General features: G+C 37.7%; 16 protein-coding genes. 14 read left to right on the plus strand and 2 right to left on the minus strand.

Annotated features, from left to right (window positions below; all coding sequences use genetic code 11):
- Positions 1 to 120 precede the first annotated feature (120 nt).
- Entirely contained in the window at positions 121 to 3,156 is a 3,036-nt protein-coding gene (locus GOQ16_RS00155) for a beta-L-arabinofuranosidase domain-containing protein (protein ID WP_204987392.1), read from the plus strand.
- A 66-nt stretch (positions 3,157 to 3,222) separates the two neighbouring features.
- Here the strand turns inward: GOQ16_RS00155 and GOQ16_RS00160 are convergent, their stop codons facing one another.
- Positions 3,223 to 4,620 (minus strand): aminopeptidase P family protein, encoded by a 1,398-nt coding sequence (locus GOQ16_RS00160; RefSeq protein ID WP_160066743.1) that lies wholly within the window; start codon positions 4,618 to 4,620, stop codon positions 3,223 to 3,225.
- Positions 4,621 to 4,623: 3 nt separating this feature from the next.
- Positions 4,624 to 7,338, minus strand: coding sequence for a DUF5695 domain-containing protein (locus GOQ16_RS00165; protein WP_204987393.1), 2,715 nt, complete (start codon positions 7,336 to 7,338; stop codon positions 4,624 to 4,626).
- Positions 7,339 to 7,562: 224 nt separating this feature from the next.
- Between GOQ16_RS00165 and GOQ16_RS00170 the strand changes: the two genes are divergently transcribed.
- From GOQ16_RS00170 to GOQ16_RS00230, 13 genes are all read left to right on the plus strand, one after another.
- The gene (locus tag GOQ16_RS00170; protein ID WP_160066745.1) at positions 7,563 to 8,426 is read left to right on the plus strand and encodes an AraC family transcriptional regulator; all 864 of its coding nucleotides are present in this window, start codon (positions 7,563 to 7,565) and stop codon (positions 8,424 to 8,426) included.
- Between the two features lie 106 nt (positions 8,427 to 8,532).
- Positions 8,533 to 9,456, plus strand: a complete 924-nt coding sequence (locus GOQ16_RS00175) for a dihydrodipicolinate synthase family protein (RefSeq protein WP_160066747.1) — start codon at positions 8,533 to 8,535, stop codon at positions 9,454 to 9,456.
- Positions 9,443 to 10,894 (plus strand): aldehyde dehydrogenase (NADP(+)), encoded by a 1,452-nt coding sequence (locus tag GOQ16_RS00180; protein ID WP_204987394.1) that lies wholly within the window; start codon positions 9,443 to 9,445, stop codon positions 10,892 to 10,894. The genes GOQ16_RS00175 and GOQ16_RS00180 overlap by 14 nt, the downstream gene beginning before the upstream one ends.
- A gap of 3 nt (positions 10,895 to 10,897) precedes the next feature.
- On the plus strand, positions 10,898 to 11,896 hold the full coding sequence (locus GOQ16_RS00185) for a 4-hydroxyproline epimerase (RefSeq protein ID WP_160066749.1): 999 nt from the start codon (positions 10,898 to 10,900) through the stop codon (positions 11,894 to 11,896).
- 21 nt (positions 11,897 to 11,917) lie between these two features.
- Positions 11,918 to 13,171 (plus strand): NAD(P)/FAD-dependent oxidoreductase, encoded by a 1,254-nt coding sequence (locus tag GOQ16_RS00190; protein ID WP_160066751.1) that lies wholly within the window; start codon positions 11,918 to 11,920, stop codon positions 13,169 to 13,171.
- Positions 13,172 to 13,197: 26 nt separating this feature from the next.
- Positions 13,198 to 14,949 (plus strand): DUF885 family protein, encoded by a 1,752-nt coding sequence (locus GOQ16_RS00195; RefSeq protein ID WP_160066753.1) that lies wholly within the window; start codon positions 13,198 to 13,200, stop codon positions 14,947 to 14,949.
- Positions 14,950 to 15,053: 104 nt separating this feature from the next.
- Positions 15,054 to 17,291: a S9 family peptidase gene (locus GOQ16_RS00200; protein ID WP_160066755.1), complete on the plus strand. Its 2,238-nt coding sequence runs from the start codon at positions 15,054 to 15,056 to the stop codon at positions 17,289 to 17,291.
- 112 nt (positions 17,292 to 17,403) lie between these two features.
- Positions 17,404 to 18,705 (plus strand): BNR repeat-containing protein, encoded by a 1,302-nt coding sequence (locus GOQ16_RS00205; RefSeq protein ID WP_160066757.1) that lies wholly within the window; start codon positions 17,404 to 17,406, stop codon positions 18,703 to 18,705.
- Positions 18,706 to 18,876: 171 nt separating this feature from the next.
- Complete coding sequence (rhaT, locus tag GOQ16_RS00210; RefSeq protein WP_160066759.1) at positions 18,877 to 19,950, plus strand: L-rhamnose/proton symporter RhaT; 1,074 nt, start codon at positions 18,877 to 18,879, stop codon at positions 19,948 to 19,950.
- A gap of 15 nt (positions 19,951 to 19,965) precedes the next feature.
- The gene (locus GOQ16_RS00215; RefSeq protein WP_160066761.1) at positions 19,966 to 22,080 is read left to right on the plus strand and encodes a bifunctional aldolase/short-chain dehydrogenase; all 2,115 of its coding nucleotides are present in this window, start codon (positions 19,966 to 19,968) and stop codon (positions 22,078 to 22,080) included.
- Between the two features lie 71 nt (positions 22,081 to 22,151).
- Positions 22,152 to 23,426, plus strand: coding sequence for a sugar isomerase (locus GOQ16_RS00220; RefSeq protein ID WP_160066763.1), 1,275 nt, complete (start codon positions 22,152 to 22,154; stop codon positions 23,424 to 23,426).
- A 17-nt stretch (positions 23,427 to 23,443) separates the two neighbouring features.
- On the plus strand, positions 23,444 to 24,802 hold the full coding sequence (locus GOQ16_RS00225; protein ID WP_160066765.1) for an FGGY-family carbohydrate kinase: 1,359 nt from the start codon (positions 23,444 to 23,446) through the stop codon (positions 24,800 to 24,802).
- A gap of 96 nt (positions 24,803 to 24,898) precedes the next feature.
- On the plus strand, positions 24,899 to 26,209 hold the full coding sequence (locus tag GOQ16_RS00230) for a rhamnogalacturonan acetylesterase (protein WP_160066767.1): 1,311 nt from the start codon (positions 24,899 to 24,901) through the stop codon (positions 26,207 to 26,209).
- Positions 26,210 to 26,363: the final 154 nt, after the last annotated feature.

Consider the following 26,363-nt stretch of genomic DNA (forward strand, 5'->3'; position numbering starts at 1 on the left):
TTTTTTGTTGAGTGGTTACCTGGTTAAAATTCAATTGCTTTTAGCTAATATCAACCCATTTGTGATTTGAGATAATCCTTAATTTTAAATTTCTAAATCCTTATTACGTATACTAAGTTCATGATGAAGCCTATTAAAGTGTTTTCTACTATTATTCCTGTACTTGTTATCGTCTGCTTTTCTAGTTTGGTCAAAGCACAAAACGGGGATCAAATTTTAGATGGTATCGGTGAAACGGGAATGGTTTCTCGTTATATTTTCAATGGTGATCTTAAAGATTGGTCACGCAACAATTTGCATGGCATATACCAAGGCGGACAGCCAAAATTTGTATCGGATCCTAAATTTAACACAGTCTTGTCTTTTGAAAGTAAGAATTCAGCATTCCTTTCACTGCCCAGTGATGCTTTATTGAATATTGAATCTTTAAGTATTTCGGCTTGGTTATTTTCTAAATCAGCGACAAAGACACAAACTGTTTTTGATTTTGGAAATCATAAAAAGGCTTTATTCTATGCCTCTCAGCAAGAAGGAAAGTTGAACGTAAATTTCGCAGGTATAACTCTTGAAGGGACTTCGCTTCCTACTAATAAATGGAGTCATTTGGTTGTGGTATTGGATGCATCGGCGAAGACCATAAGTTTATATGTTGATAATAAGCTTTCAGCACAAAAAACAGGGGTCACTATTGATTTTCCAAAACTGTTTGGATCTGGTTCTGTTGAAGGTTCAACATTGTTGATAGGTAATTCTGTGGTTAAGAAAGATGCCCCACTTCAAGCACTATTGCATGATTTTAGAATATATCGTGTACCATTGAGTAAAAGACAAATTGCTGGAATATACAACAATGTCGTAAAGGGTGTAGGTCAATATCAAAGCCGTGCGAATAAGGTCGAGGACAATTTACCAGAATTCCCACTCACGCAATCTCAATTATACAATAGTTATTTGGTAAAGATTTCTGATGTGCAGGTGGTAACAGTTGTCGGTGAATTGCCAAGATTACCAAGCTTTATACAAGGAGAATATAAGGATAATGTGGTAGGACCAAAGGTGCGTGTCATTTGGCCTGCGCCAATTGATAATGCCGAAGTGTTGCAGGCTGGACAATACAGCATTACAGGTAAAATACCTGGATCATCTCTGATTCCAAAGGCAGTAGTAACAGTTAAAGGAAGATCAAAAAGCAAAGCTCCAACAGTACAATTAGCTGTTTTTCCTTTGGAACAAGTTTCATTGAATACGGACGCAAACAACAAGCAGACTAAGTTTCTCGAAAATAGAGATAAATTCTTAGGAACTTTAGCCAATACAGATCCTAATTCCTTTCTGTATATGTTCCGAAATGCTTTCGGTCAGCCACAACCTGCTGGCGCTAAGCCATTAGGTGTGTGGGATAGTCAAGACACCAAACTGCGTGGTCACGCTACAGGTCATTACCTTACGGCATTGGTACAGGCTTATGCAAGTACGGCGCATGATAAAAAATTGCATGAAAATTTTGCACAAAAAATGTCCTATATGCTGGATGTTTTATATGAATTGGCACAATTATCTGGAACGCCAAATGAAAAGGGTACTTCTGTGATTGATCCGTTAAAAGTTCCTGTTGGAGCCAATAGAGAAAGTTATGATTCGGATTTGAGTGTTGAAGGAATTCGTACAGATTATTGGAATTGGGGTAAAGGATTTATAAGTGCTTACCCTCCAGATCAATTTATCATGTTGGAAAATGGTGCAAAATATGGAGGACAAAAAAATCAAGTTTGGGCTCCGTACTATACTTTACATAAGATCTTGGCTGGGCTTTTGGATGTGTATCAAGTAAGCGGAAATAAAAAAGCTCTGGATATCGCTATTGGCATGACTGATTGGGTGCATGTACGGTTGAATGCATTGCCAAAAGAAACATTAATCAGCATGTGGAATACGTATATCGCTGGTGAGTTCGGAGGAATGAACGAAACTTTAGCCCAATTAGCCGCGATCACCAAAGACAGTAAATACCTTAAAACGGCACAGCTCTTTGATAATATAGACTTATTCTTTGGGAATGCGGATCATGCACATGGACTTGCGAAGAATGTGGATTCTTTCCGTGGATTGCATTCTAATCAGCATATTCCGCAGATTGTAGGAAGTATCGAAATGTACCGCGTATCGAATCTAGAAGAATATTACAAAGTTGCTGACAATTTCTGGTACAAAGCCGTAAATGATTATATGTACAGTATTGGTGGTGTGGCTGGAGCGCGCAATCCAGCAAATGCCGAATGTTTCACCAAGGAACCTTCAACTTTGTATGAGAATGGATTCTCGGCGGGTGGTCAAAATGAAACTTGTGCGACCTACAATATGTTGAAACTAACTTCCAACTTATTCCTATTTGATCAGAAAGCGGAATATATGGATTATTACGAACGAGCTTTATATAATCATATTTTAGCTTCGGTGGATGAACATACACCAGCAAATACATATCATGTTCCCCTTCGTCCCGGTTCTATAAAACAATTTGGAAACCCAAATATGACAGGCTTCACATGTTGTAACGGAACAGCCATAGAAAGTAATACAAAATTACAAAGCGCTATTTATCATAGAAGTACGGATAATCAGTCGCTTTACGTGAATTTGTTTATCCCTTCTTCATTGGATTGGAAGGAGCGAAATGTCATTATCGAACAATTTACTAATTTTCCGAAAGAAGATCACACCAGATTAGTTGTAAAAGGTGAGGGTAATTTTGCGATTCACGTACGTGTACCGCAATGGGCAAAAAAAGGTTTTGCAATGAAGATAAATGATAAACTACAAAAGGTTAAAGCAGAAGCAGGTTCTTATTTAGTATTGCAAAGAAATTGGAAAAATGGCGATGCAATCGAATTGCAAATGCCGTTTGATTTCCATTTGGATCCTGTAATGGATCAACAAAATATAGCTAGTTTGTTCTATGGACCGATTCTATTAGCCGCACAAGAGACTGAAGCGAGATTAGATTGGAGAAAGGTAACGCTAGATGCTAAAGATTTGGCTAAGAGTATTAAAGGTGATCCAAAAACTTTAGAATTCAACATTGACGGAATACAATTCAGACCGTTCTATGATACGTATGGAAGACATTCGGTGTATCTAGATGTGACATTGAAATAAATCAAAGGAAGTTATTAACCGTATCTATATATTTTATCCCTCTAACGTATATCTAGAGGGTTTTTTTTATGAAAGATGAGCGGCGCGGTAATCTTCAATATCTTCGAATGATTGCATGAGTTTTGGACCTAATGTTCGATAACCATCATCTGTAATGACATAATTATCTTCAATACGAATACCGCCAAAATCCCTGTATTGCGCGAGCTTATCGTAATTAATGAATTCGGAAAGTTTTCGTTCTGCCGCCCACATATCGATAAGCGTAGGGATGAAGTAGATTCCGGGTTCGACAGTAAGGACGTTACCAGTTTCAAGCTTCTTTGCTAATCGCAAAGATTTCCAACCAAAAGTTGTTGTGTCTTTGGGTTCATCCTCTGTGTAGCCGACGTATTGCTCTCCCAAATCTTCCATGTCGTGCACATCTAGCCCCATCATATGGCCTGTTCCACACTGAAAGAAAAGCGTAAAGGCATTTGCTTGCACAGCATCTTCGATATTACCTTTCACGATTCCTAGATCTTTAAGCCCCTCCATTAATGATGTCACAGAACGTAAGTGCACTTCTTTAAATTTAATTTGAGGTGATAATATTCTGCTTGCAGAAGCAATTGCTTCGTGTACTATTGTATAAATATCACGTTGTACCGAAGAAAACTTACTTGCAACAGGGTAGGTGCGTGTCAAATCTGCGGCATAACTTTTGTCTGTTTCACATCCCGAATCGTTCAAAATCATATCTCCCTCTGCAAGAGTATGGTGGCTATGCAGATTGTGCAATATTTCACCATGTTTTGTGACAATAGGTGGATAGGCAAATGTGCAACCTTGATCCTCCGCATAATGACGCATGGCATTAATGATTTCGTATTCTTTCATACCTGCTTTGGTAATGCGCATACCTAATTTATGCATTTCGACTGTCGTAGTCAACGCTTTTTCGATCTCGTGAATTTCTTGTTCTTCTTTGACTGCACGTTGCTGTACAACAGCTTTTATGAAAGCTTCAGAAGGTTGTAAATTGGGGATTTGTGTTTGTGTTAATTCAGCAAGCAAGATCTTGTTATAACCCTGGTAAGGTGGTAAGTAATGAATCGTACGATTTTGCGCAATAGCTTTTTGACAGAATGTGTGAACTTCTTTACTGGGTAGGATTTTTTCAACACCAGATTTAGTAGCTTTTTCATGCAAAGTTTCTAATCGTCCAGTCCATACTATATCATCTATACTTGCCTCATCGCCAAATATTAATGTTTCATTTGCATCCAAATCTATAGCAGCAAAAATACCGGCAGCCTTTATTCCAAAATAATACAAAAAACTGCTATCCTGTCTGAATGGATAGCAGTTGTGCTCGAAATTAATAGGATTCTCCTTGTTGGTTAAGAAAAGGAGAATCCCTTTTGTATTGATATTATGTATTAATTGTTGTCTTCGTCGAATATAAGTAGCTGTTGAAAACATAGTTTATTTCTTTTTTAAAGTGACTGTTTTCTTATCCTTAGGAATTAAGTATCTACCATTGGAATTTTGAGTAAAACCTTCCACTTGATAGCCACTTTCCCCGTTCAAAGATAGTATTATGTTGTTTATTTCTACATTTTTGACTGTATTATTGAATGCTAATGTCACTTCTTTTGTTTTTTCATCATAAGTGAATTTGTTTATCTCGCCGACTTCTGTGGTTACCCATAAATTCTCTTCCGCTAAGAAAACTCTCGATTGTGAGGCGGTCGTGACTTCTACAGCGATATGATCTTTTTGCTGTGTCAAATTTCCTGAAAATGCTAACCAGCCAAATTCTGGATGTTTGATGATATAGGTGCCTGAATTCACAGCATAACCATAAAAACCGCTTCCATAATCCCCCGAAATACCATCATTGGCTAATGTAGAAGGATAAGAGTGGAAAGCAGCGGGACCAAAACCATCCTCCGTCACGTTGGCTAAAGCGCCCATCATACCTGCATGTCCAACACGTAATAAGTAAAAATCACTTGGATTATTACGGTATTCATGTAGGACAGGAATAGAATTGAGTGCTGAGCCATAGTGATGCAATTGACGTTCGATACGCGATAACTTGCCACCATACACGAAATCCCAGTACCGTCTAGCACTACCATTGTATCCCCAATGAGGTACTGTAGGCATGTAAGCTAGGATCGCATTTAGTGTCACTAAAGCTTTGTCATTGAAGCCAAAATATTTAGACCACAAATACACTTCTTCTTGTCCAGTGGAGTCCCAAGGCATTTCACTACCAAATGGATAATTTAATTTGCGCCAATGCTCAGCTCTTTTGCGCATGGTGGATTCCAAATGAGTAGCTTCGGCTGTTAAGCCTTCTTTTTTCAAATCTTGGAGTATAAATAAGAAAACACTTCCTTCCATTTGCCCAAATTGTGCATAGTATGGCGCTTTTTCTACCATAGCAATAGCTGTTTGGTAAGCGCGTCTTAAGTAATTGGACCAGCCTTCTTCGGTGACAAGATTATTGTAATTTCTACTCAATTTATACAATACCCAATGCGCTGCAGCCACGTGTGGATAATTGTACGATCTTCCAATATTATCGGCTTCTTTTTTAGGCCAAGCAGACCATGTTTTGTAATTAATATCTTCACTATACGTTCCTGCTGGCATAGAATCGGGCTCGTAATAGAATAAACTTTTTACGACACCGTATTTGTTTTTTCCTTCTTTGTGCTGAATTCTTCCAAACATAGTTTCATTTACGAAGCGTTTTAACTTGTTAATTTCTTCGGGATGCGGTTGCAATAATTGCTTCATAATGGCGGCTAACCAACTTGCTGCTCCAGCTTCGTCACTTAGTCCTGCATACCAAGCGCGTTTTTCTTGTGTGATATGCGATTTAGTCTCATAATCGTATGAAATTACAGAAGGTGATCGTCCAAACAAGTCATTTGCATTTTCGTACCATTGTGTAGTAGTCAAAAAATGACCAAGATCTTTTACCACATCTTTTTCCGCTTTAATGACTTTATAATGAACAGTTTGTAAGCTACCATCTGCGTAAGTAATATCTACGCGAGCGCGACCCCATTTTTTACCTTTTACTGTATAATTAGCCCATTTATTAGCTGTGTTCTGTTCTTTGCGTATCTCTAATGCATCAGCAGGATAAGACTGTATGTTTTTAATTGCTTTGGTGGATTTAAGAAATAGTTTGGCGGTATTGTTGAGCGGAACAACATATCCTGAAGCACCAACTGCTACTGGTCTCTGTTGACGGATCAATTCATTTTCAATCTGTTTAATACTAGGTGCCAATACAAAACGAACTGCAAAAGATTTGCTTTGTCCCGGCTTTAACACGGTCGAAGTTGGTGTATTCCATTGTTCTACGCCTTTCCATTCTGTCTCCGCGTAGGCTTTGCTATGGATTACCCACTCGTGAAAACCTTCGAAGGTAATACTACGAGGTGTAGGATCAGCGTTGAGTGGATTGTACGCTTCGAATCCTGCATTTTCATAAGGCAATACCAACAAACTAGGTCCGTTACCATGTAATCTATTGACTTGCAAATAACCAGCATCTTTTCCTATGTACGGATCAAAGAATACATTGTCCATGTGTGCTGTATCCAAATTTTTCCAATCCAAATTATTGTTGAAAATCATCGGAATACCCAATGCGCCGATTTCATATTTGGTTTTTGTCGTGTTTTTAATTTCGAATTTCAACACCAAATCTCCTTGGATATTTTGCCAATAACGATTCACTTCCAGTGGAATATCACCTAATGCAACAGACATATTAGCAGCTGCAAGGGATTTTTTATCTATGATAGGTTTTACATCAATTCTTTTGGTTGAGGACGAATAATTTTTCCATTCCGAACTTCCGACAGGCTTAATGCTAATATTTAAATCACCCAAGTGAAAAAACTTATCCCTATCTCTCTTTTCCAATAACTCATCTGGAGTATAATCGAATTTGCTGTCTGTTTTCAATTTCAGACTCGCTACAGTTTGTGATGAATTAAGTATGGACAAATTGAACTGAGTAAGCTGAAAATCTTTCGATCCTTTATCAATTCCTAAAGTTGCAGGTTGCTTTTTTACTTCTTCCCAAAAAGGATTTTGTGTATATCCCTTTTGCGGAGCTAAAAAAACATATATGGAAAGAGTTAAACAAAATATGAATGTTTTTTTCATCAGTTTTCGGTTACAAATTTTCTAGCATAAGCTAGATTCTTGATGGTTGAATAGCACTGCAATATTTTCAATTTGCATGCAGTACAAATATGTTGATATATTAAATTTTTAATACCTGAATATTATCCATTTATACTTAAATTTTACCATATATGGTTTTTTAGTTGTGAATGTAAGAATAGAATGCCTATTTTTAATTCTACATCTAACCAAAATTGTGAACCATGAAAGCGCTGCATTATAATTTGAACATCCCGAATGATCGAACTATAGTTGTTCAGGATGAAATTTTGGATTCATTTTACCCACATTTTCATAGGCATCCGGAGTATCAACTGGTTTGGGTTGCAGAAGGTAGTGGAGAATTAATCGTTGATGATAATATGCACAAATTTGAGAGCGGAGAAGTTTTCCTAATTGGTGCGAATCAACCGCATGTTTTCAAAGGATCTAAATTACCATTACACGTACGTACGATATCCGTATTTTTTAATTTGAAAGGTGCACTAGAATATATTTTTAACCTTCCAGAATTAAAAACTTTACATACTTTTCTAACAAATTTTAATCAAGGATTTCGTGTTCCCAAAGAATATTTGAATGCTGTTTGTGAACGTATAGAAATTTTGAAGGATTCTGATGGTGCGGATCGAGTAATCAATTTTATTCACCTGTTGAAATTATTAAATACAATTTCGAAAAATGTTCTTCCTTTATCAGGAGCAATTATTAAAGAAATAAATGATGTCACATCGATTCGTATAGTGAGTGTTTGTAATTATATCAAGCAGAATTTCCGTCAGGATTTACACCTTAATGCTATTGCTGAAAAAGCAAATTTGACACCACAAGCTTTTTGCCGATATTTTAAAAAATGTACGGGCAAGACTTTTGTTTTCTACCTCAATGAACTACGTGTGAGCGAAGCGTGTAGATTGTTGGTCAGTGAGCGGTACGATTGTGTTTCGATGGTAGCTTATAATAGTGGGTTCAATAGCATCACCAATTTTAATCGTGTATTCAGATCCATCACAGGATTACCACCCAAAGAATACGTAGCGCGATACAATAAATCTATGAATCAATAAATGAGTGATATAAGTTAATTATTGGTTATTATATGTCAATTGGTGGTTAGTGTTTGCATAGGTTAATAAATACTTTTGAAAGTAAGTTATTAATTAAAAAATAGATATGGCAAATTTGACCTGGGAAGGTATTTATCCCGCAGTTTTAACACCTTTTGATGAAAATTATTCAATGGACTTTGACATGTTCGCGAAGAACACGGAGGCGCAGATAGCTGCTGGTGTACACGGTATTATTTTGGCGGGTTCTCTAGGTGAAGCAAGTGTCCTATCTCAAGAGGAAAAGTATTTATTGCTTGAGAAGACATTAGAAATTGTAGGGGGTAGAATTCCTGTTATTCTTAATCTTACAGAAAACACGACGAAAGATGCCGTTGAATTTGCACAGCGTGCTGAGCAGATAGGTGCGGACGGTTTAATGGTGTTACCGCCGATGCGCTACAGACCAGACGATAGAGAGGTCGTAGCATATTTCAAAGCTATTGCGCAAAGTACTTCGTTACCTATTCTGGTATATAATAATCCTGTCGATTATGCAACCTACATCACATTAGATATGATGGCAGAATTGCTTGAAGAGCCAACCATTCAAGCTGTAAAAGAATCTACGCGTGATTTGGCGAATGTGACTAGATTGAAAAATAGATTTGGGGATCGCCTGAAAGTTTTAGGAGGAGTAGATACAATTTGTTTGGAATCGTTGATGGTTGGAGCTGATGGTTTGGTGGCTGGTCTTGTGGATGCATTCCCTTACGAAACTATGGCACTTTACAATTTGGTAAAAGCAGGAGAATACAATAAAGCTGTTGAAATTTATCGTTGGTTTATGCCCTTGTTAGAATTGGATATTCATCCAAAATTAATTCAATATATCAAACTAGCAGCTACGTATGAAGGTCTCTCTACGCCATATACACGCGCACCTCGTTTACCGTTAATAGGTGAAGAAAAAGAAAGAATTGAAAAACTTATAGAAGATGCTATAGCGGTAAGACCGCAATTAACTGCGTATAATTATGCTACAATCTAACCTAACAGAACTTGATGCTTTAGTAGCTAATGCTGTAGATGGCTATAAATATCTACAGCATTTGTCTCGAAAAGATCGAGCTGAATTAATGTATTCTATAGCTGCAGCGATAGAAGCTTTGGGTGATGAACTTATTCAAACGGCGCATAAAGAAACCAATCTGCCTTTGGCAAGATTGAACGGGGAGAAAGCCCGAGCAATCCTGCAATGGCGACTTTATGCAGATGTAACTGCTTCGGGTACGTTATTGGATGTGCGTATAGACAATGGTGAAGGAAAAAATGATATTCGAAAATACAATGTGGGATTAGGACCTGTTGTTGTTTTTGGTGCGTCAAATTTTCCTTTTGCTTTTTCTACGGCTGGTGGAGACACCGCAAGTGCGATTGGTGCAGGTTGTTCTGTTATTTACAAAGAACATTCAGCGCATCCTCGTACCTCGCGCATTATGGCGAAAGCCATATATGACGGTTTAAAAGAATTTGGTGCTCCTAATACTGTGTTTGGTTATACTTCAGGTGGTTCGCATGAAGTGGGACAGGGTTTAGTCGCTCATCCCACTGTAAAAGCTGTAGCTTTCACGGGGTCTTTCCAAGGTGGTATGGCTTTATTCAAAATCGGAGCAAATAGACCAGAGCCTATTCCTGTCTTCGCAGAGATGGGAAGTTTAAATCCAGTAATAGCATTGCCACAATATCTACAATCGAACACAGCGACCTTCGCAAGAGAATACATTGCTTCCTTGACTATGGGATGTGGTCAATTTTGCACCAATCCAGGACTTCTATTCGTATTGAAGAATAAGGATTCTGAAAATTTAAAACATGCTTTAAAAGAAGAATTAGCTTCAGCGACAGTGAGTCATATGCTGCATGCGGGGATTCGTAAATCGTATGATGCCGCCATTACACTGTTGAATGCTACACATGAAGCAGATATTGTTGGGCAGTCTATTTTAGATGCTGAATTTCCGTCAGCGGTAATGTATACAGTTTCAGCAACTGATTTTGTAAAGCACAGACATTTGCAAGAAGAAGTTTTTGGTCCATGTGGCATCCTCGTGGAATGTGATTCTATCCAAGAAATGGAAGAAACTATCTCCCCATTGGGTGGTCAATTAACAATCACTTTTGCTGCAACAAAAGAAGATGTCTTGGGATATTCAACTTTAGTTGATTTGGTAAAAGATAAATGTGGCAGATTGCTGTTTAACGGAATGCCAACAGGTGTGGAAGTGGTGTACGGGATGCAGCATGGAGGGGTGTTTCCTTCTAGCACAGATAGCCGATTTACGTCCGTAGGTCCAGACGCGATGAAAAGGTTTTTGAGACCTTTAAGTTTCCAAAATTGGCCTGATGTACTGTTGCCAGCCGAGCTTCAAAATGCTAATCCAACAAACATTGAAAGAATCGTAAATAACAAACGCATTTTACCTTAATTTATGAAGAAGACTTTTTTTTGTATCGATTCACACACGTGTGGTTGTCCAGTTCGCTTAGTTGCGGGTGGTGGTCCTTTTTTAAATGGAAATAGTATGATGGAGCGTAGGCTACATTTTATGCAAGAATACGATTGGATACGACTTGGGCTGATGTTCGAACCGCGTGGGCATGATATGATGAGTGGGAGTATTTTATACCCACCTATTGATGATCAAAATGATGTTGGCGTACTGTATATCGAAACAAGTGGTTGTCTACCGATGTGTGGACATGGGACGATTGGGACGGTAACTATAGCTATTGAAGAAGGCTTAGTAAAGCCCAAAGTACCGGGCAAATTACGTTTAGAAACACCAGCTGGGCTTGTTTTAGTGGATTATAAGCAAGAAGGTGAAAAAGTGACTTCCGTAAAATTGACCAATGTGAAATCTTTCCTTTACAAAGAGGCTTTGCTTGTGAATTGCCCTGATCTGGGAGATATTTATGTGGATGTAGCCTATGGCGGAAATTTTTATGGCATCATCGATCCACAGCCAAATTTTAGAGATATTTCTGATTTTACAGCCGCTCAATTGATTCATTATGGCAAGATTATTCGTCGCTTGTTGAATGAGAAATATGAATTTATTCATCCAGAGGACCCAAATATTCACGGTTTGAGTCATATACAGTGGACAGGCAAGCCAACAAAAAGTAATTCTTCGGGTCGCAATGCCGTCCTTGTTGGCGAAAATGCATTGGATCGTTCACCTTGCGGAACAGGAACATCTGCGCGTATGGCACAGTGGTTTGCCAAAGGCAAATTGAAAGCAGGTGAAGAATTTATACATGAAAGTTACATCGGTTCACAATTTACAGGAAAAGTAGAAGCCGTGACAGAGGTGAATGGACAGTCGGCAATTATTCCTTCGGTAGAAGGATGGGCTAGAATCACAGGCTATAATACCATTTTTATTGATGATCAAGATCCTTACAAAGAAGGTTTTCAAGTTATATAACAGCAATTAGATTTTTTTAGAATGAATAAAGGTACCGTAGTCATTGTTGGAGCCGGAATTGCAGGATTGTCGACTGCATATTATTTAAGCAATGACGGATGGAATGTGCAGATTATTGAACAAAATACGCTAGATAACAATTGTTCGTATGGCAATGCGGGGATGATCGTACCAAGCCATTTTACGCCTATGGCTTCACCTGGCATGATTTCTCAGGGTATTCGTTGGATGTTTGATAAGAAAAGTCCTTTTTATGTTCGTCCTTCATTAAGTTGGAGTTTGATGGATTGGGGGCTAAAGTTCATGAAATACACTAACAAAAATCATGTGGACACCCATGCGGAGCCTTTGCGTGATTTGAATGTATATAGCAGCAAACTTTATGATAATTTAAGTCAAGATGCTGCTTTTGATTTTGAATTAAATCAAAATGGAATTATGATGCTTTACAAAACCAAAGCGGTAGAGCATGAAGAAATAGAATTGGCAAAACGTGCGCAAGATTTGGGATTGGATGTAGAAATCAAATCAGCGTCGGAAATGCAAGTTTTGGAATCGGATGTGAAATTCGATGTTTTGGGCGGGATACTCTACAAATGTGATGGAAAGCTAAATCCGATGAAACTCATGCAACAGCTTATTGCTTATTTGAAAGGCAGAGGAGCGATCTTTCACGAGCAAACAAGCGTAAGAGGCTACAATATTTCGGGCAAAAAAATAAAAGAAATCATAACAGATAAAGGGAATTTTCAAGCTGATGAATTTGTATTATCGCCGGGGGCATATTTGATGGAGTTAACCAATAAACTACAGTTAAAGCTACCGTTGATGCCGGGGAAAGGCTATTCTTTTATGTATACGCCGCCAAGTGATATGAAATTAGAACATGCAGCGCTATTATTAGAAGCACGTGTCGCGGTCACACCTATGAATGGAAAGATACGATTTGGAGGAACTATGGAATTAGGTTCTCCAAACAATAAAATATACCAAAATCGGGTAGAAGGAATTGTGAATTCTATCCCAAGATATTTAACTAATCTGGATGTAGAATATCCAAAGCAAGACATTTGGTATGGCTATCGACCTTGCACGCCTGATGGACTTCCATATTTGGGAAGATCAGCCAAATATGAAAACTTAGCAATTGCTGCTGGGGCTGGTATGATGGGATTAAGTTTGGGGCCAGCAATGGGAAAAGCCATTAGTGATATTTTTTCCAACAGAAAGTTTGAAACGAATATTACCTTATTTAGCCCAGATCGGTTTGGGTAATTCAAATAAGAGCATACGCCATTCATATGAAACCTACCAAAATAACTGCTTTAATTCTTACCCTGATTTTCACGAACAATGTTGTAATGGCACAGGACTTATATCAACATACGACACCCATTGAACCTTTAGTGGTACAGTATGGACACGATCAGCAAGCAATCAATTATTTTTATGGCCCCATGCCCAAAGTTTGGGGTAGTCAACCAGCTGTGGAAGCTCCTGAGCAAGTTGAGCGGTTAATCGCATTGGACAAGGAGTATCTTCAAAAACTAAAAGACTTTCCTTACGATAAATTAAACACTAATGGTCAAGTCGATTTTATTTTGTTGAATCGTAAGGTGAAGTTTGATATGGAAGCTTTGCAAGAGCAATTGAAAACTTATGAACGATTGAAAGATTATATTCCTTTCGATCAAATAATCTATGATTTCGAAAGGTTAAGAAGGCGCGGAACGACGGTGAATGGGGAAGAAATTGCTGAAAATTTGCAAAAAGCAATACAACAAATCAAAGAGGCTACAGAAAAGCTTAATCGTGTAAATTCTATTTCATACTTTGATGTTAATTTCTTGAAAGAGGTTATTGGATCATTGAAGTTGCGATTGACTAGTGCCTTTGATTTCTATAACGAGTACGAACCTATGTTTACTTGGTGGGTGCCTGTACCATACAAACAATTATCGGAGGAATTGACTACGTATAGTAAATTGATTGTTGAGAAAAGCGATTGGAAAGTATTTGAGGATGGTAGTAATATTGGGGGGACGCCAATTGGAAAAGCCGCTTTTAATAAGCAACTCAAGGATGAGATGATTGCTCATAGCACCGATGATTTGTTGCGATTAGCAGATCAAGAATTCACATGGTGTGAAGCAGAATTGCTGAAAGCCTCGCAAGAAATGGGTTTCGGAAAAGACTGGAAAACGGCACAAGAGAAAGTTAAAAACACCTATGTCCCAGAAGGTAGACAGCCAGAGCTTATTCTTAAATTATATAACGATGCACAGGATTTTATCCGTAAACATGATTTGATGGATATTCCACCGCTAGCGGATGAAACGTGGGGTATGATAATGATGACCGCAGAACGTCAGTTGGTCAATCCTTTCTTTACTGGCGGTCGCGAAATCAGTATTTCGTATCCCACCAATACGATGACGCAGGAACAGAAGTTGATGAGTATGCGTGGAAACAATCCTTATTTCTCACGTGGAACAGTTCAACATGAATTAAATCCAGGTCATCATTTACAATATTTCATGAATAGAAGGTATAAGCCTTATCGTGAAAAAGCATTTAATACACCTTTTTGGACAGAAGGTTGGACATTATATTGGGAATTGATGATGTACGATAAGGGTTTTGCAAAAACTCCAGAAGAACGAATTGGTATGCTATTTTGGCGCATGCATCGTTGTGCGCGTATTACCTTTAGTATCAAATTTCATTTGGGAGAATGGACGCCACAACAATGTATTGATTATTTGGTAGACCGAGTTGGTTTTGAGCGTGCGAATGCGCATGGCGAAATTAAACGTTCTTTTGAAGGTTCATATGGTCCGCTTTACCAATTAGCTTATTTAGTAGGTGGTTTGCAGATGATGGATATTAAAAAAGAAATGGTGGATTCGGGCAAAATGACGTATAAGCAATTTCATGATCGAGTGATTAAAGAAAATTATATGCCTATGGAAATGCTAAGAGCTATTTTGACAGATCAAAAATTAGATCCCAATCACGAGACATCTTGGAAATTTTACCAATTTAAAAATTAAACAGGAGGGGAAGTAGAGAGCGATCATGAGGAATAATGTAAATATGTTGAAAGTTATCTGACTATAATCAACATTCCTATTTATAACCCTATAAAATCAAAAACATGATTAGAAAAATTTTAGTTGCTGTAGTGTTGATAGCAAATACAGGTTTTCTTTTAGCACAAGGAACTGTAGAAGATTACACAAGGGCTAAGAAATTTCGTACAGCCACTGCGGATGCGGTATATCATATTCCGTCAATCATCAAATGGAATGCTAAAGGTGATGCGTTTTTCTATGAACAACGAACTTTAGCAGGTAAGGGATTTATTTGGGTGGATGCGACTGCGCGCAAAAAAGAGCAATTATTTGATGTTAAACTTCTGGCTGAGCAATTAGAAAAGTCTTCTGGACAAAAAGCTGATATCAATACACTGAGTGGATATACGATTAAATTGTTGGGGAAAGACACGGTGGAGTTTACGTTTAAAAATGCCATATGGCATTGGAATAGAAATAGCGCGAGTTTAAAAAAATTACGCAATACGGAAGAAAATACGAGAGCGGGTGGTTATTGGGGGCAACGTCGCGATGATACACAAGGTAGACCTGTTCTTTCGCCAGATAAGAAGAAAACCGCTTACATCAAAAATCATAATGTGTATTATGCATTAGTAGATGATCAGAAATCTGAAAAGCAATTAACCTTCGATGGTAGTCCAGGTGAATATTATACTTCTTATATTCAATGGTCTCCCGATAGTAAAAAAGTCGCTTCGACGCGCGCAACCAAGCAAGAGGTACGCATATTGACCTTATTGGAATCTTCGCCATTGGATCAGTTACAACCTAAATTACAAACTCGTCACTATGCTAAGCCAGGTGACGCTTTGCCCCAATATTTTCCAGTGATATGCAATATTGAGACAAATAAGTTATTTGAAGTAGATAAGCAGTTAGTCGATAATCAATTTTCGTTGGGGTATGTTTCGTGGCGTCAAGATAGCAAAAGTGTGACGTTTGAATTCAATAAGCGCGGTCATCAACAGTATGCAGTTGTAAAATTGGATGCTGAAAACGGACAGAGTAATTATATCATAAATGAAGTCAGCAAAACATTTATTGATTACAGTGGCAAAAAATACAGATATGATATCAACGATGGAAAGGAGATAATTTGGGCTTCGGAAAGAGATGGTTGGAATCATCTGTATCGCATTGATGGTGAATCGGGTCAGGTCCTGAATCAAATCACAAAAGGCGATTGGGTCGTGCGTAAAGTGGTTCATGTAGATGAAAAAAATCGTCAGATAATATTTGAAGGTAGTGGTAAGAATACGAATCAAGACCCATATTTAATTCACTATTATAAAGTGGATTTCGATGGCAAAAACTTGAAAGAATTAACCAAAGAATATGCGAATCACACTGCCTATTTCAATGCAGACCATTCCTATTTTGTAGATCAGTATTCTTTGATTAATAAAGCTCCTGTAACTGTGTTACGAGATCATTCAGGCAAAGTAGTACTGGAGTTGGAGAAAGCAAATGAATCCAAAATGTATGATTTGGGTTGGAAAGTACCTGAGATTTTCACAGCGAAGAGTAGAGACGATAAATATGATATTTGGGGAATAATGGTACGTCCAACTAATTTTGATCCGAATAAAAAATACCCCATTATCGAATATATTTATGCGGGCCCGCATAGTTCTTTCGTTCCAAAAACATTCAATACGAATCCAAGTGGCATGCAAGAGCTAGCAGAATTGGGCTTTATTGTCGTTCAAATAGATGGTATGGGTACATCCAATCGTTCTAAAGAATTTCATAATGTAGCTTGGAAGAATCTGAAAGATGCAGGTTTCCCAGATCGTATAAAATGGATAAAGGCTGCAGCGCAAAAGTATTCCTACATGGATGTGGAGCGAGTAGGTATCTATGGTACATCAGCAGGTGGTCAAAGTTCAACGGGCGCGGTCTTATTTTATCCAGAATTTTATAAAGTAGCTGTATCATCCTGTGGTTGTCATGACAATAGAATGGATAAAATATGGTGGAATGAACAATGGATGGGTTGGCCTGTGGGCCCTGAATATGCCGAATGTTCGAACGTCGAAAATGCATATCGATTACAGGGTAAATTGCTGCTGATCGTAGGTGAGGTGGATGACAATGTTGATCCGTCTTCTACGTATCAATTGACCAATGCTTTAATCAAGGCAAATAAAGATCACGAGATGATAATGGTCCCCGGAATGGGTCATTCTTCAGGAGGTGATTATGGCGAGCGTAAACGTCGAGACTTCTTTGTAAAGCATCTACACGGTATAGATCCTCCAGCTTGGAATGCGTATTAAAATTTTGATATTGAAATAGTAATAATATAAAACACAACAGTAAAAACAGATTTGTTATAATATGACAAATCTGTTTTGTAATTTGTAGACACCTATTATAAACAACTTAAACATGCCTAGAAAATTAATTTTAATTTATTTAATCCTTTTTTTTCATTCCTTCTTATTCGCTCAACCGAAAATCCAAATATCTAAAGTAGGTGAGGGATGGTCAAAGAATACAGTCAATACGGCTGTGTTTCGCAAAAACTCTCTCGTCAGCAACTCCACTTACCAATACATAGCTTATTACGATGAAAAGGGAGTCCTAATAGTTGGGCAGAGAAAATTAAATAGCACAGATTGGTTTACCAAAAGCACCGGTTTCAAGGGAAATGCAAAAGACGCACACAATGTGATTAGTATCATGTTGGATGGAGATGATTATTTGCATATTGCTTTTGACCATCACAATTCTAAATTACGGTATATAAAATCTTTGAAACCAAATGGTCTAGATTTTTCGGATGAAATCCCAATGGTAGGTCAACAAGAAAGGGTGGTATCTTATCCCGAATTTTTCAAATTGCCTAACGGTAATTTACTTTTTATGTACCGGGATGGCGGATCAGGAAATGGGAATTTGATGATAAATAAATACAGTGTTAGCGATAAAAAATGGACACGATTACAAAATAAATTAATCGATGGAGAAGGCAAACGAAATGCGTACTGGCAAGCTTATATAGATAACAAAGGAAAAATACATATTTCTTGGGTATGGCGGGAGAGTCCAGATGTCGCTAGTAACCATGACATGGCGTATGCATATTCAGATGATGAAGGCCTAACCTGGAAAAAAACTACTGGAAAAAAGTATAATCTGCCAATTACAGCAGCGACAGCGGAGTATGCAGTCAGAATACCCGAAAAAAGTGATTTAATAAACCAAACAGCGATGTCTGCTGACGCAGACGGAAATCCTTTTATTGTTTCCTACTGGAGGGATAATAACGCAGACAAGCCGCAATACAAGTTGGTTTATTTTAATCGTGGCAATTGGATTACGCAATCTTTTGATTTTAGAAAGACTTCGTTTACGTTAGGAGGATATGGAACAAAGCAAATTCCCATCTCGAGACCACAGTTATTAGTGAAAGGCAAGGGCGATAAAGTTAAGGTTTGGATGCTTTTTAGAGACGAAGAACGAAATAATGCAGTTTCTTTTCTTCATTGGTCACAAAACAAACCTAAGTTTACGCTTCAAGATTTGTATCCAGAATCTGTAGCCGCATGGGAACCTACCTACGATACCGAGTATTGGCGAAATAAAGAAAAATTAAGTCTTTTTATACAGCATACAGTACAAGTAGATGGTGAAGGACTTTCAGATAGTAAATCTACGACTGTCAAAGTTTTAGATTGGAAACCGTGACCGTACATGAACCGAATTGTGTTATCCTAATAACCAGTATTTTATAAGTTATTTCATTTTCATCTATCTGTATAAATGTTAAATATCTTGCTGTATTCAACATGACAGTCCATAACAGTTAAATTAATTTTTACAAATATCTTAGTTTTTATATAAAACCTTAATCAAATTATGAATGCAATTGCGGGGGTATTATTCCATTTTATAGGAGGCTTTGCGTCTGGAAGTTTCTATGTTCCATATAAAAAAGTACGAGACTGGTCATGGGAAGCGATGTGGATCTTGGGTGGATTATTTTCATGGATAATCGTTCCTCCATTGGCAGCTTGGCTTACGATTCCTAATTTTTTTGAAATAATAGGAGACGCGAATTCAAGTGTGTTAGGTTATACATTTCTTTTTGGTGTATTGTGGGGGATAGGTGGACTGACGTATGGTTTAGGTGTTCGATACTTAGGTGTTTCGTTGGGAAGCAGTATTATACTAGGATTGAGCATGGTGTTAGGTGCACTGATGCCTGCAATTTACTATTATTTTAATCCAGCAGATGGCAAGCATAGCATAGATTTCTTCTTTACGACCGCGTCGGGATTGTGTGTAATGGCGGGATTACTTCTTTGTATTGTGGGGATTTACCTGTGTGGAAAAGCTGGAGTTTTGAAAGAAAAAGGCTTATCAAGTGCTGGTGTCACCGATAAAACAGATTACAACTTTGGTGTTGGGATTATTGTGGCTTTAATATCAGGGGCTTTAAGTGCATGTTTCAATTTTGCTATTGAAGCAGGAAAGCCGATGGCTGATGTCGCTAATGCACTTTGGAAATCAGTTAACCCAGGACAAGGAGAATTTCTTTATCAGAATAATGTTACCTATATCGTTATACTTTGGGGAGGATTTACGACGAATTTTATTTGGTGCGCATATTTATTATTGAAAAATAAGACTCTTACAGACTACTCGAAAGCAACAGCTCCTTTAAAGAAAAATTTCTTGTTGTGCGCTTTAGCAGGCACGACATGGTATTTGCAATTTTTCTTTTACGGCATGGGTGAGAGCCGCCTTGGGAATGGTGCAAGTTCATGGATTTTACACATGGCATTTATCATATTGATTTCAAATGCATGGGGTGTGTTCCTAAAAGAATGGAAAGGTGTGAGTAAACCAACCTATACGGCCATTATATCTGGTATTGTCATTATCATCCTATCTATTTGTGTGGTAGGATTCGCGAAAACTTTAGAATAAATATTACAAAGATTTATGCAAACAAAAACATATCAACATGTGAATTACCTTTGGGATGAGGAAAAAGCTAAATCCTTACAAGGAGATGAAGTAGCGTTATTATTATACCGATCTAATATCTTGGGATCGGATCTGAGGATAACGAATTACGGAGGCGGTAATACATCATGTAAAGTAATGGATAAGGATCCATTGACAGGTGAAGAAGTGGAAGTAATGTGGATTAAAGGTTCTGGTGGTGATATCGGCACATTAAAGAAGTCAGGTTTGGCTGCATTGTATGTAGAACGACTTCGTAATCTTGAGAAAGTGTATCGCGGTATCGAGCATGAGGACGAAATGGTCGAGCTTTTCAACCATTGTATATTCGATTTATCATCGAAGGCGCCTTCTATTGATACGCCGTTGCATGGTTTTCTTCCATTCAAACATATTGATCATTTGCACCCAGATGCTGCGATTGCTATTGCGGCAGCAAAAGATGGAAAACAAATCACAACAGATTTGTTCAAAGGAACAATTGGCTGGGTAGAATGGCAAAAGCCTGGTTTTGATTTAGGTTTGCAATTGCGCGAATGCTTAGCCGAAAATCCAGGTATCCGTGGAATTATGTTGGGTTCGCATGGACTTTTTACATGGGGAGATACGGCGTATGAATGTTATTTGAATTCATTGGATGTCATCGAGACTTGTGCATCTTATTTGGAAGAGAATTACGGTAAGTCAAGACCTGTATTTGGTGGTCAAAAAGTAGATAGTCTAGTACAAGAAGATAGATTGGCACAGGCTGCTGCTATTGCGCCGATATTAAGAGGGTTTTGTTCAAGTGAGCGTCCTATGGTTGGTCATTTCTCTGACGATGCTAGGGTATTGGAATTTATCAATTCCAATGATTTGGAAAAATTAGCTCCTTTGGGAACAAGCTGTCCAGATCACTTCTTACGCACTAAGATTCAACCTTTGATTCTGAATTTGGATAAAAACGAAGACTTATCGGATATAGAAGCGATAAAATCAAAATTGCTTCCATTATTTGAAGCGTACAGAGCAATGTACACGGATTATTATGAAACTTGTAAACACCCGAATAGCCCTGCTATTCGCGACAGAAATCCAGTAATCATAATCTATCCAGGAGTCGGAATGTTTGCTTTTGCAAAAGATAAGCAAACAGCACGTGTGGCTTCGGAATTTTATACTAATGCTATCAATGTAATGAAAGGAGCGGAAGCGGTGAGTGAATATACTTCACTACCGAGACAAGAAGCTTTCAATATTGAATATTGGTTATTGGAAGAGGCGAAGCTACAACGTATGCCTAAGCCAAAAGCATTGTCGGGTAAAATCGCTTTGGTAACTGGAAGTGCAGGTGGTATAGGTAAAGCTATTGCAAAGCGTTTTGCACAAGAGGGAGCAGTAGTCGTTTTAAACGATTTGAATCAAGAGAGATTAGCAGATGCAAAAGCAGAATTTGTTGGCTTGTTTGGCGCGGATAATGTTACGACTGCTGTCCTAGATGTAACGAATCAAGAGCAAATAGAAGAAGCACTTAAGGTGGCTGCATTAGCATTTGGCGGTGTGGACATTGTGGTGAATAATGCCGGACTATCCATTTCAAAATCTATTGAAGATCATACGCAAAAGGATTGGGATTTATTATATGATGTATTGGTAAAAGGTCAGTTTATCGTTACACAGGCTACTTCTAAAGTAATGAAAGCACAAAATATCGGTGGTGACATCGTCAATATTGTAAGTAAAAATGCCTTGGTTAGTGGTCCGAATAACGCGGGCTATGGTTCTGCTAAAGCAGCGCAATTGCACCTTAGCAGATTGAATGCAGCAGAACTTGGCGCTTCCAAAATTAGAGTAAATGTGGTTAACCCTGATGCGGTTATCTCAGATAGTAATATTTGGGCTGGAGGCTGGGCTGAAGGTCGAGCTAAAGCTTACGGGGTTACGGTAGAAGAATTACCTGCTTACTATGCAAAACGAACATTGTTAAACGAAATAATCTTGCCAGATGATATAGCCAATGCTTGTTTTGCATTTGTAGGCGGTGAGCTAAGCAAATCTACAGGAAATGTATTGAATGTAGATGGCGGAGTAGCCATGGCATTTGTCCGATAACAATTATTAAATCAAGTACGATAGTTAGAAAAATAATTTCTATTTTTCTAACTATCTAAACCTATATACTTATGAAAATCGAGCAATCTATCATAGATCAACATAACCAAGAATTATTAGCTAAACATACTAAACAAGTCGATTTCTTAAAGGATAGTATTTCGAACTTTGAGGAAATCGTAACGAAAGTACAAAAATTTAATATTGCTATTCCGAGCTGGGCATTAGGGACAGGCGGTACGCGTTTTGGTCGCTTTAGTGGCAAAGGTGAACCAGGAAATTTGGAGCAAAAAATTGAGGATGTAGGCTTATTACATGCATTGAACAAGTCGAGTGGAGCGATTTCACTTCATATTCCTTGGGATATTCCCCAAGATGCGGAGAAGATTAAAGCTTTAGCATCATCCTTTGGATTGGCATTTGATGCGGTGAATTCAAATACTTTTCAGGATCAACCGAATCAAGCATATAGTTACAAATTTGGATCATTGCAGCATGTAGATCCAAATGTACGTAAGCAAGCAGTAGCACATAATATTGAAGTAATTAAACATGGTATTGCTTTAGGTTCTAAAGCGTTGACAGTTTGGCTGGCAGATGGTTCTTCGTTTCCAGGTCAATTGAATTTCCGTGAAGCATTCCAAAATACATTAGAAAGTTTAAGAGAAATATACAAGCATCTTCCTTCGGATTGGAAAATGTTTATTGAATACAAAGCTTTTGAGCCTAACTTTTATTCGACGACTATTGCAGATTGGGGACAATCTTTATTATTAGCGAATAAATTGGGAGATCAAGCGTACACATTAGTGGATTTAGGTCACCATTTGCCAAATGCAAATATCGAACAAATCGTGTCTTTGTTATTAATGGAAAACAAATTAGCAGGCTTCCATTTCAATGATAGTAAATATGCGGATGATGATTTGACTGCTGGAGCAATCAAGCCTTATCAATTATTTTTGATTTTCAATGAATTGGTAGAAGGTATGGATGCGCGAGGAATAGATCACGCAACAGGTTTGGGTTGGATGATTGATGCTTCGCATAATTTGAAAGATCCATTAGCCGATTTATTACAATCTGTAGAAGCAATTAAAATCGCCTATGCACAAGCATTGTTTGTGGATCGTCAAGCGCTAAAAAAAGCACAGCAAGACAATAATGTAGTAGCCGCACAAGAAATATTACAAGATGCTTTTCGTACTGACTTGCGTGCGCTTGTGGCAGAGGCAAGATTGCGTGAAGGTGCTGCATTAAATCCAATTAAATTGTTCAACGACATTAATGTGAGACAACAATTAATAGATGAACGTGGCGAATCCACTGTAGCGACAGGATTGTAATACTTAGATAAGGAAGGATGGGAAAGGAGCGTATACCTGTTATTGCAATATTTGACGTTGGTAAAACCAACAAAAAGTTATTTTTATTTGACGAACATTATCAAATCGTTTTTGAACGTTCGGCAAGATTCATGGAAACCGTCGATGAGGATGGCTTCCCCTGCGAAAATTTAGAAAGTTTACGATTATCTGTATTTGATTCATTACACGAAGTTTTTCGTAGAGCTGAATTTGATATTAAGGCGATTAATTTTACATCCTATGGAGCGAGTTTTGTCTATTTGGATCAAAATGGTAGACCGCTGACACCACTGTATAATTACTTGAAAGAATATCCAGTTAATTTACAGGACGACTTGCATCAAACCTATGGAGGCGAAAATAAATTTGTATTGGATACCGCTTCTCCATCATTGGGAAGTCTTAATTCGGGCAAGCAAATCTATCGCTTAATGAAAGAACAACCTGAGGTTTTCAATACGATGAAGTATGCATTGCATTTGCCTCAGTATCTAAGTTTTTTGGTGTCGGGACAATTGTATTCGGATATGACAAGTATTGGATGTCACACTGCATTGTGGGATTTCAATACAAAGAATTACCATCAATGGGTTAAAGATACTGGTATAGATCAGAAGCTTGCGCCAATTGTAAACGGCAAGGAAGTGTTTTCAAGTACATTTCCTGGAAGTACGTACAAGGTTGGAACAGGCTTGCACGATAGCTCTTCTGCTTTAATTCCTTATTTGGTCAATTTTCATGAACCATTTGTGCTTATTTCAACGGGTACTTGGTGTATATCGATGAATCCATTCAACGATGAACCTTTGACTAAGACAGAATTGGATCAAGATTGCCTATTCTATCTGACGTACAACGGAACACCCGTAAAGGCTTCAAGATTGTTTGCGGGATATGAACACGAGACGCAGTCAAAACGAATAGCTGATCACTTTAATGTGACTACAGCACGATTCAAACATTTTGAGATTAACTGGCGTATTATCGAAGGACTGGATCTGGGACAAAGTATAGCTGTTTTTACACTAAATACATTTGCTGAATTAGATTTAGATAGGTTCAAAACCTACGAAGAAGCTTATCATGCGCTGATTTTTTGTCTTGTCAATGCTCAAGTAGAGTCAACAAAATTGGTTTTAGCTGGTCAAAATATTAAAAGAATATTTGTGGATGGTGGCTTTAGTAAAAATCATATTTATATGAATTTATTAGCTAGAAGGTTTCCTACAATTGAAATTTATGCTGCTTCTATGGCACAAGCTACGGCTATTGGTGCGGCATTATTGATACATGAACACTGGAACACACTACCATTTCCTAATAATATCATCGAATTGAGATATTATAGAGCTTAATATTATGTAATAATTTTTTGTGATAAATCTGCGCTCTAAATCTTCTTGAAGTTTAGAGCGTTTTTTTATGATATACTATTTATAAAAACTTAAATTATGTTTTCAAAAGGATTAATAATACTAATTACAATATTGCAATTTTCGATGGTTTCTGCTCAACACAGACAAATATTCGATTTTACAGGGCAGAAGTCTAAGGAAAAGGAAGTTTTCATACTGAATAATCTAATAAAGTATGGCAATAAAGGCTATGGATTTGATTTAGGAACGGAGAATTCTGTTGAATTCGTTAAAAGTAAAAAGAAGCAATCCTTGTATAGTAACAAGCCATTTTATTTTTCTGCTGACGTGCCTGAGGGAAACTATCATGTCACGATTATCTACAGAGGTCTGAAGAGCCATACAATTCATTCTACGGTGCGTTCAGAATCTCGACGTTGGTCTTTAGATCAAGTTGAAATTCCCAAAAATAAGAAAGTAACTAAACAGTTCAATGTTCACATCAAAAACCCAAAAATACGAGAGGATAAGTCTGTACGTTTGAAAGCTCCACGTGAAATCGAAAAATTAGATTGGGACAATAAATTGACTTTAGAATTTCAGGGTGAAAATAATATAGAACGTATCATTATTGAACCAATTAAAGTTGCCACAACGTTGTTTTTAGCGGGTAATTCAACCGTGGTAAATCAAGAACATGAGCCTTGGGCTTCGTGGGGGCAGATGATACCTCGTTATTTTGATGCGAAAATCGTGGTAGCCAATCACGCCGAATCCGGATTAGCTTTAAGTTCTTTTCTATCATCCAATAGATTAGAAAAAATACTTTCTGTTGCCAAGCCTGGCGATTATTTGTTTATAGAATTTGGTCATAATGATCAAAAGGAAACTGGAGAAAAGGCAGGTGCATATAACGGCTATACGGAGAGATTAAAATATTTTGTAACACAATTTAGAGCTATTGGCGGCATTCCAATAATTGTTACTTCAACAGCACGACGCTCATTTGATGCGAGTGGAAATCTAAATTATACATTAGGGGATTATCCAGAGGCTGCACGAAAAGTTGCACAAGAACTAAATGTCCCTTTAATCGATTTAAATAAATTGACACGTGAATTTTATACCGCATTAGGTGTAGAAGATTCTAAAAGAGCTTTTGTTCATTATCCAGCCTATACATTTCCAGACCAACCCCAACCATTACAAGACAACACACACTTTAATACATACGGTGCAGGACAAATTGCGAAGATGATGTTGTCGGAAATTCAGCGATTGAAGCTACCCATAGCAAAAAATATCATCGATTTTAGCAACTATTCGACTAAGAATCCAGATAATTTTAAAAATTGGAATTGGCCGTTAAGTGTACTAAGTAGCGAATTAAAGCCGGACGGCAATTAGTAAATGATTGCATTACAATATGTTACGAATGGAGTTTTCATGTTCGTACTTACTTTTAGCTAATTCAAAGACATATTGTGATAACACATATTACAGGATAGTGCAGGTTGCTGTATTTTATGCGATGTAATATATTTGATATATAACATTAGAA

It is taken from the genome of Sphingobacterium bovisgrunnientis, assembly GCF_009829085.1.
GTDB lineage: Bacteria > Bacteroidota > Bacteroidia > Sphingobacteriales > Sphingobacteriaceae > Sphingobacterium > Sphingobacterium bovisgrunnientis.

Excerpts from the sequence above, each read along its gene's own strand:
- GOQ16_RS00155 (WP_204987392.1), top strand. The coding sequence starts at position 121 with ATGATGAAGCCTATTAAAGTGTTTTCTACTATTATTCCTGTACTTGTT.
- GOQ16_RS00160 (WP_160066743.1), bottom strand. The coding sequence starts at position 4,620 with ATGTTTTCAACAGCTACTTATATTCGACGAAGACAACAATTAATACAT.
- GOQ16_RS00165 (WP_204987393.1), bottom strand. The coding sequence starts at position 7,338 with ATGAAAAAAACATTCATATTTTGTTTAACTCTTTCCATATATGTTTTT.
- GOQ16_RS00170 (WP_160066745.1), top strand. The coding sequence starts at position 7,563 with ATGAAAGCGCTGCATTATAATTTGAACATCCCGAATGATCGAACTATA.
- GOQ16_RS00175 (WP_160066747.1), top strand. The coding sequence starts at position 8,533 with ATGGCAAATTTGACCTGGGAAGGTATTTATCCCGCAGTTTTAACACCT.
- GOQ16_RS00180 (WP_204987394.1), top strand. The coding sequence starts at position 9,443 with ATGCTACAATCTAACCTAACAGAACTTGATGCTTTAGTAGCTAATGCT.
- GOQ16_RS00185 (WP_160066749.1), top strand. The coding sequence starts at position 10,898 with ATGAAGAAGACTTTTTTTTGTATCGATTCACACACGTGTGGTTGTCCA.
- GOQ16_RS00190 (WP_160066751.1), top strand. The coding sequence starts at position 11,918 with ATGAATAAAGGTACCGTAGTCATTGTTGGAGCCGGAATTGCAGGATTG.
- GOQ16_RS00195 (WP_160066753.1), top strand. The coding sequence starts at position 13,198 with ATGAAACCTACCAAAATAACTGCTTTAATTCTTACCCTGATTTTCACG.
- GOQ16_RS00200 (WP_160066755.1), top strand. The coding sequence starts at position 15,054 with ATGATTAGAAAAATTTTAGTTGCTGTAGTGTTGATAGCAAATACAGGT.
- GOQ16_RS00205 (WP_160066757.1), top strand. The coding sequence starts at position 17,404 with ATGCCTAGAAAATTAATTTTAATTTATTTAATCCTTTTTTTTCATTCC.
- rhaT (WP_160066759.1), top strand. The coding sequence starts at position 18,877 with ATGAATGCAATTGCGGGGGTATTATTCCATTTTATAGGAGGCTTTGCG.
- GOQ16_RS00215 (WP_160066761.1), top strand. The coding sequence starts at position 19,966 with ATGCAAACAAAAACATATCAACATGTGAATTACCTTTGGGATGAGGAA.
- GOQ16_RS00220 (WP_160066763.1), top strand. The coding sequence starts at position 22,152 with ATGAAAATCGAGCAATCTATCATAGATCAACATAACCAAGAATTATTA.
- GOQ16_RS00225 (WP_160066765.1), top strand. The coding sequence starts at position 23,444 with ATGGGAAAGGAGCGTATACCTGTTATTGCAATATTTGACGTTGGTAAA.
- GOQ16_RS00230 (WP_160066767.1), top strand. The coding sequence starts at position 24,899 with ATGTTTTCAAAAGGATTAATAATACTAATTACAATATTGCAATTTTCG.